Origin of the sequence: Nocardia ninae NBRC 108245, from assembly GCF_007990755.1 — a bacterium.
GTDB lineage: Bacteria > Actinomycetota > Actinomycetes > Mycobacteriales > Mycobacteriaceae > Nocardia > Nocardia ninae.
Map to the genome: position 1 here is coordinate 21,132 of NZ_BJXA01000096.1, position 6,999 is coordinate 28,130.

Annotated in this window: 5 protein-coding genes; 3 read left to right on the top strand and 2 right to left on the bottom strand. The window is 68.6% G+C overall.

Annotated elements, in window-relative coordinates:
- Positions 1-27 precede the first annotated feature (27 nt).
- Positions 28-1,185, bottom strand: coding sequence for an FAD-binding oxidoreductase (locus tag NN4_RS39285; protein WP_135233864.1), 1,158 nt, complete (start codon positions 1,183-1,185; stop codon positions 28-30).
- A gap of 280 nt (positions 1,186-1,465) precedes the next feature.
- Positions 1,466-2,401, bottom strand: a complete 936-nt coding sequence (locus tag NN4_RS39290; RefSeq protein WP_147141972.1) for an NADP-dependent oxidoreductase — start codon at positions 2,399-2,401, stop codon at positions 1,466-1,468.
- A 302-nt stretch (positions 2,402-2,703) separates the two neighbouring features.
- Here NN4_RS39290 and clpB point away from each other — a divergent pair, with 302 nt between their 5' ends.
- From clpB to NN4_RS39305, 3 genes are all read left to right on the top strand, one after another.
- Positions 2,704-5,259, top strand: coding sequence for an ATP-dependent chaperone ClpB (gene clpB, locus NN4_RS39295; protein WP_147141975.1), 2,556 nt, complete (start codon positions 2,704-2,706; stop codon positions 5,257-5,259).
- A gap of 188 nt (positions 5,260-5,447) precedes the next feature.
- Positions 5,448-6,260: a DUF5666 domain-containing protein gene (locus NN4_RS39300; protein WP_147141977.1), complete on the top strand. Its 813-nt coding sequence runs from the start codon at positions 5,448-5,450 to the stop codon at positions 6,258-6,260.
- Positions 6,261-6,328: 68 nt separating this feature from the next.
- A partial coding sequence (locus NN4_RS39305; protein ID WP_503826350.1) for a TtfA family protein occupies positions 6,329-6,999 on the top strand: 671 nt, incomplete at its 3' end.

Here is a 6,999-nt window from a genome sequence, read left to right on the forward strand (position 1 = left end):
TCCTTCATCACACCGGGTCGGAGCTCATCACACCGGGTCAGAGCTGATGATGTGCTCCGGTGTACCGACCGCGATCAACGCACGCCGGGTATCCGCGATCATCTTCGCCGACCCGGCGATCTGGATCTGCCGATCCGCCCACGCGCCGAAGCTCGCGACCACCGCGCCCAGGTTACCGATCAGCCGCCGGTGCATGCCGTACGGCTCTTCCTGCGGCGGATGCGGATACCACCACGGATTGGTCTTCTGTTCGCAGACCGGAACGATGGTGAGCCAGGGATTGCTCTGCGAGAGCTGCCACATGTTCTCCACGTCGTAGAGATCGCACGGGTAGCGGCCGCCGATGAAAAAGTGCACCCGCGGATTGATGCCGCGCTGGCCCATCTCGATCAGCTGGGCGCGCAGCGGCGCGATCCCGGTGCCCGCGCCGATCAGCAGCACGTCGCGGCCGCTGTCGCGGTCGACGTGCAACCCGCCCAGCGGTCCGGCGATCTGCCACCGGTCGCCCACCCTGGTCTCGTTCACGATGGCCGGGCTGACCCAGCCGCCGCGGATCTTGCGCACGTGGAACTCGATCTCGCCGTACGGATTCGCCGGGATCGCCGGGGAGAAGTAGCGCCACATCTTCGGCCGCTGCGGCACCGTGAGCGGCACGTACTGTCCGGCCTGATAGGGGATCGGGCTCTCCGACTGCAACCGCACGATGGCCAGATCCTCCAGCACCCTGCGGTGCCCGACCACGGTCGCCTCCCAGTACGGCTGGGACTTGTCGGAGTTGGCGCCGATGGCCATGGACGCGGAGATCAGGATGGTGATGTCGCGCCAGCCCTCTTCCAGGCCGCGGTGCCAGGCCGCGCCGTTGTAGGCGCGGAACGCGGACAGCAAGGCGCGCCCCGCGGCGTCGTAGTGCGCCGCGTCGACCCCGTACTTGCGATGGTCGCGCGCCAGTTGTTCGAGGAACTTCTGCGCCCGCTCCCAATCCTCGAGGTGATCGAGCACGTACTGGATCGCCGTGGCGATCCGCTTGGCCTGCATATCCATCGCAGGAGGGAAGAGTTCCCGCAGTTGGGGGTTCTCGGCGAACAAGTGACCGTAGAACGCACTGACCAACCGTTCGGGTCCATTCGGTGCCTCGACTACCGAACGGAAGTTGGCGCGGACCAGCGCAGCCGAACGCGCATCCACGACGCGGAGCTTCCTTTCCCTCAGTTCTGCCCTGGGGACATACCCGTAACCGGCGGTCCTCCGCTGATCAGTATCCCCGAAAATGCCGTGGTCGTGTTGGTTAGTACCTGAAGACCGGGCCAAACGGTAATCGGTGGGCAAACGTGCGGTGTTGCGGGCCTGCGCTCGAGGTCACACCGGCGACTCGCCGGCGCTCCGCTCCGGTGGCACCGCGCCTTCGATTCGCAGTGGGCAACTGTTCGGGCTGCGCCGCCGAACTCCGGAACGGCCGGTCGCCGGGTCAGATGGCGAGCACCGTTTTACCGCGTGCGCCGACAGCCCCGATTACGCTCACGCCGTCGGCCAATGGCACGGTCGCGTCGATCGGGACCACCACGTCACCTTCGGCTACCCGCTCCAGCAGCCGCGCCAATTCCCGTGCGCCGCCCTTGGATTCGATATTGCCGCCGCGGATGCCCCGGCTGCGCAAGGCGTCCTCGTCGGCGGAGGCGATGGTGGAGTACACGGTGCCGCCGTCGCGGACCAGTCCGGCCAGCTCGGCCAGTACCTCCGGCGGGCTCACCAGGTCGTAGAGGACGTCGATGCCATCGGGATGGGCGGCGACGACCTGCTCGCGTACCGAGCCCGCGGAGTAGTCGACGGTCTCGGCCGCGCCGAGCCGGGTCATCTGGTCGGCGACGTCGCCGCGGGCGGTGGCGATGACGTTCGCACCCGCCATGTTCGCCAGCTGGACGAGGAACGAGCCGACGCCGCCGGTGGCGCCGACGATCAGGACGGTCTGGCCCGGCTGGATCTCGGTGCCGTCCACCATGTCCTGCGCGGTGAGGCCCGCGGTGGGTAGCGCCGCGGCCGCGACGGTCGGCACGGCCTCCGGGACGCGTACCAGAATGCCGCTCTCCGGGACGACCGCGAATTCGGCGAACGAGCCGTGGCCTGCGGGCGGGTTGAGGAACTTGCCGACCACCCGGTCGCCGACGGCGAACCTGGTGACGCCGGGGCCGACCGCCGCGACGGTGCCCGCGCCGTCCACCCCGAGGATCATCGGAAAGTCGTGCGGCAGCTTGCCGTCCAGTATTCCGTCGGCCATCTTCGCGTCGAACGGGTTGACGCCCGCCGCCTCGAGCTGCACGCGGACCGCGCCTGCTCCGGCCTCGGGGACCGGCATGTCGGTCAACTCGGGTGTGGCTCCGAACTTCCGTACGACAATCGCGCGCATCCATTCGCTCCTTGATCGGGCTGAAGAGTGCGGGCCTCGCACCTTCGTGCTTGCAAGCGCTCCCTGATGCATCAACTAACGGCAGGGGTCATCGTATGCATCCATACCCCATGGACGCTGTGATTCATCGCATTGCGCGGGTGTCGCGGCGTACCGTTCACACGCGGAGAAAATAACTAAACTTGAGCGGAACAGACTCAACCTTTCCCACGTTGGATGTAGAGGACGGCACGCAGCCGCGCGTGGAGTTCGTGCGGATCAGGCTCCGGCGCCGTGACAATCGACCAGTAGGAAGGTGACTTGTGGACTCGTTCAATCCCACCACCAAGACCCAGGCGGCCCTGACCGCCGCACTGCAGGCGGCCTCGGCCGCGGGCAACCCGGAGATCCGTCCGGCCCACTTGCTGGTGGCGTTGCTGGACCAGACCGACGGTATCGCCGCCCCGCTGCTCAAGGCCGTCGGCGTCGACCCGGCGACGGTGCGGCGCGAGGCGCAGGACATCGTGGACCGGCTGCCCAGCGCGACCGGCGCGACAACCACCCCGCAGCTCGGCCGCGAGGCATTGGCCGCGATCACCGCGGCCCAGCGCCTGGCCACCGAGCTCGGCGACGAATACGTCTCCACCGAGCACGTCATGGTCGGCCTGGCCGCGGGCGACTCGGATGTGACGATGCTGCTGAAGAAGTACGGCGCCAGCGCCGACGCGCTGCGGGAGGCGTTCACCGCCGTGCGCGGCAGCGCCAGGGTGACCAGCCCGGACCCCGAGGGCAGTTACCAGGCCCTGGAGAAGTACTCCACCAACCTGACCGAGGCCGCCCGCTCGGGCAAGCTCGATCCGGTGATCGGGCGCGACACCGAAATCCGGCGGGTGGTCCAGGTGCTGAGCCGCCGCACCAAGAACAACCCGGTGCTGATCGGCGAGCCCGGCGTCGGCAAGACCGCCATCGTCGAGGGGCTCGCCCAGCGCATCGTGGCCGGTGACGTACCGGAGTCGTTGCGCGGCAAGTCCGTGGTCTCGCTGGACCTCGGCGCGATGGTCGCGGGCGCGAAGTACCGCGGTGAGTTCGAGGAGCGGCTCAAGGCCGTGCTCGAAGACATCAAGAACAGTGCGGGACAGATCATCACGTTCATCGATGAGCTGCACACCATCGTCGGCGCAGGCGCCACCGGCGAATCCGCGATGGACGCGGGCAACATGATCAAGCCGATGCTGGCCCGCGGTGAGCTGCGCCTGGTCGGCGCGACCACGCTGGAGGAGTACCGCAAGCACATCGAGAAGGACGCCGCCCTGGAGCGGCGCTTCCAGCAGGTGCTCGTCGGCGAGCCATCGGTGGCCGACACCATCGGCATCCTGCGCGGCATCAAGGAGCGCTACGAGGTGCACCACGGTGTGCGCATCACCGACTCCGCGCTGGTCGCCGCCGCCACGCTCAGCGACCGCTACATCACCTCCCGGTTCCTGCCGGACAAGGCGATCGACCTGGTCGACGAGTCGGCGTCGCGGCTGCGGATGGAGATCGACTCGCGCCCGGTGGAGATCGACGAGGTCGAGCGCGCGGTGCGGCGACTCGAGATCGAGGAAGTCGCGCTGAGCAAGGAGACCGACGAGGCCTCCAAGCAACGGCTGGAGAAGCTGCGCCAGGAACTCGCGGACGATCGCGAGAAGCTGAACCAGCTGATGACCCGCTGGCAGAACGAGAAGAGCGCCATCGATCAGGTCCGCGTCCTCAAGGAGGAGTTGGAGTCGCTGCGCGGGGAGTCCGAACGGGCCGAGCGCGACGGCGATCTCGGCAAGGCCGCCGAGCTGCGCTACGGCAAGATCCCGGCGCTGGAGAAGCAGCTCGTCGAGGCCGAAAAGGTCTCCGGCGCGGCGGCCGACGGCGAGGTGATGCTCAAGGAGGAGGTCGGCCCGGACGACATCGCCGAGGTGGTGTCGGCATGGACCGGTATCCAGGTGGGCAGGCTGCTCGAGGGCGAGAGCCAGAAGCTGCTGCGGATGGAGCAGGAGCTCGGCAAGCGGGTGGTCGGTCAGAGCGAGGCGGTGCAGGCGGTGTCCGACGCGGTGCGCCGGGCGCGCGCCGGGGTCGCCGACCCGAACCGGCCGACCGGCTCGTTCCTGTTCGTCGGCCCGACCGGTGTCGGTAAGACGGAGCTGGCAAAGGCGTTGGCGGACTTCCTGTTCGACGACGAACGCGCCATGGTCCGGATCGACATGAGCGAGTACAGCGAGAAGCACTCGGTCGCACGGCTGGTCGGTGCCCCGCCCGGCTATGTCGGCTACGACCAGGGCGGTCAGCTGACCGAGGCGGTGCGGCGCAGGCCGTACACGGTGGTGCTGTTCGACGAGATCGAGAAGGCGCACCCGGATGTGTTCGACATCCTGCTCGCGGTGCTCGACGAGGGACGGCTCACCGACGGTCAGGGCCGCACGGTGGACTTCCGCAACACCATCCTGATCCTGACCTCCAACCTCGGCGCGGGCGGCGATCGCGACTTCGTGATGAACGCGGTGCGTTCGGCGTTCAAGCCGGAGTTCCTCAACCGCCTCGACGACGTGGTGATGTTCCACGCGCTGGACGAGGAACAGCTCGAGCACATCGTCGACATCCAGCTCGACCAGCTGCAGAAGCGGCTCGCGCAGCGCAGGCTGACGCTGGACGTGAGCGACTCGGCCCGGTTCTGGCTGGCCGTGCGGGGTTACGACCCGGTCTACGGCGCGCGTCCGCTGCGCAGGCTGATCCAGCAGTCGATCGGTGACACGCTGGCCAAGGGGCTGCTGGCGGGTGAGATCACCGACGGTGATGCGGTGAAGGTGACGGTCACGCCGGACGGCGACGGGCTGATCGTCGGCAAGTAAGCGCCGATTCCGCCGCGGTGTGTCGGCGCTCGATGCCTCGGTATCGGCGCGCCGGCCCGCCGCGCGGAATCGCTGACCAGGTTCCTGGGCGCGGCGTAAGCCGGTCACCAGCGGGGCCGTCGGACGAAGTCCGAATTCAGTCCGCGCAAGCCCCCGGTGCCGGCCCGGTAACGCCTAACCTGGAGTCCATGACCAACCCGAACGATCCGTGGGGACAGCGGCCGGAGGACGCGCCGACCGAGCACCTGGCGGGCAAGTCCGGGTTCGAGCAGCCGCAGCACACCACGGATTATTCCGAGGCGTACGGGCCCGGCGCGCCCTCGGCGTATCCGGCGACCGAGCAGTTCGAGCCGTGGTCAGCGCCCCCGCCGAACGCCACCCGTGCGTTCCCGCCGCACGACACCCAGTGGGGCGCGTACGAAAACACCTATGGCGACCAATGGTCGGGGGCGGCGCCACCGCCGGGCGGTCCCGTCCCGCCCGGTTACGGCATGCAGCCCTCGGATCAGCTGCCGCCGGAGCCGCCGCGGCGCAACACCGGGCTGTGGATAGCGCTCGGCCTCGGGGTCGTCGCGCTGGTCGCCGTGGTGGGTGTGGTCGCGGGAGTAGTACTGGCAGGCAAGGATTCCGGGTCCGACAGTGCCGCGAGTACCTCGGCCTTCCCGACCGCGAACCGGCCGACGCCGGGGACGCCGCGCTCCGGTCAGCCCGCGCCGAGCGGGATTCCGAGCGTGCCCGGCCTGGGCAACATCGATGATCTCGGCGCGACCATGGGCACCATCACCGCCAACGACGGCGGCACCCTCACGGTGAGCACCTTGCTCGGCAGCACGGTGAGCGTGCGCACCGACGCCAACACCCAGGTCATCTCGATGTCGGGCACCAAGGTCTCCGATCTGCCCACCGGTGACATCGTGCTGATTCAGGGTGAGAAGGCCGCGGATGGTTCGATTCACGCCAAGGTGATCATCAGTACCGCGCTGCCCGGCGGCGTCAGATGAACGACCCGACGAACCAACGCCGGGTGGCGACGGGCATTCGCCCGCTGAGCTCGTTAGGCTAGACGGTGATGACGGCAATGTGGTTCGGCTTGGCGGCGATCGCACTCGTGGGTGCGATCGTGCTGCTGTATTTCGATCGGATCCAGCGACAGCGGACCGGTCACGCGCGGCAGGTCTGGGCGAAATCCCAGGGCTACACGTATGTGTCGGTGGAACCCGCGCTGCCGTCGACTTGGCGTCGCGGCGCGCTGGCCAAGCTCGGCTACCTCTCCGCGGTCGACGTGGTCTCCGGTATCCGCAAGGGCGAGAAGTTCGTGCTCTTCGATCTGGAGGACTCCGCGACGCTGATCGCGGTGCGCCGCCAGATCGGCTCGGACATCGACGTCGACATGCGGCTCAAGACCGCGTCGCCGCCGAAGGACGCCGATCTCGAACTGCTCGGCGCCATCGGTGACCGGGTGGTGTTCGCGACCAACCCCGAAATCGCCAGGCACGCCGTCGATCAGCGGATGGTGGCGTTCATCGAGACGCTGCCCGACACCGTGCAGATGCTCTGGAGCGAGGGCAACTGGACGCTGGGCATGTTGTCCGTCGGCACCTCCGCGCGCGAGTGGGAGACCTCGATCGACGCGGTCCTCCGGCTGTCCGGGCTGCTGCACGTGCTGCCGCCGGTGAGCGAGCCGCGCTTCGACAGCGGCGGGCACGATCCGGGCCGGCCCCGGCCGCGCGGCCGCCAGCG